The organism is Corynebacterium sp. MSK218 (genome assembly GCF_030232655.1).
Classification (GTDB): domain Bacteria; phylum Actinomycetota; class Actinomycetes; order Mycobacteriales; family Mycobacteriaceae; genus Corynebacterium.
Genome location: NZ_JASPGN010000034.1, coordinates 1 through 620 on the forward strand (window position 1 = coordinate 1; position 620 = coordinate 620).

A 620-nucleotide genomic window follows, 5' to 3' on the forward strand; every position below is an offset into this window, starting at 1 on the left:
CGATTGGGACGAAGTCGTAACAAGGTACCCGTACCGGAAGGTGCGGGTGGATCACCTCCTTTCTAAGGAGCATTAATTTTGGCACCAGTTGGTGCTGTACACCATGCAATGCATGTTTTTGTTTGTGTTGTGTGGTTGGTGGTTGAGTAAACGGAAGTTTTGCTGCCACCGAATGATAATCGGGTGGAGATACACCTTAACCAAGAATGATTTACTATCCACGAGTGGTGAACTCTTTTTGACTGACACGTTTTAGAAGAAGTACTTGGTGCATTGTTGGGTGTCTGGGGCATTATCCCCTGGTTGTAACCCACATGAAGCGCAGCAGTTGTGATGCAATATGCATGGTTGTTGGGTTGGTGTGGGGTGTTGTGTGAGAACTGTATAGTGGACGCGAGCATTAAACCATGTGCTTGCCATCTTCTTTTGTTGGTGGTGGGCGTCATGGTTTGTGTGATTTCTGTTCTTTTGTGTTTTGTGTAGTTCACGCCAGCATGCGGGCAGCGTTTGTTGTGTTGTGTGTTGGTTGTGTGTTCGTTATTTAGGGCGCATGGTGGATGCCTTGGCATGCTGAGCCGATGAAGGACGTGTAAGGCTGCGTTAAGCCTCGGGGAGTTGTC

At 48.1% G+C, this 620-nt stretch carries 2 rRNA genes; both read left to right on the plus strand.

What is annotated here, in order from left to right:
- Positions 1-62 (plus strand): 16S ribosomal RNA (locus QP922_RS12795); the annotation flags it as partial.
- A 468-nt stretch (positions 63-530) separates the two neighbouring features.
- Positions 531-620: ribosomal RNA gene (locus QP922_RS12800) — 23S ribosomal RNA — on the plus strand; the annotation flags it as partial.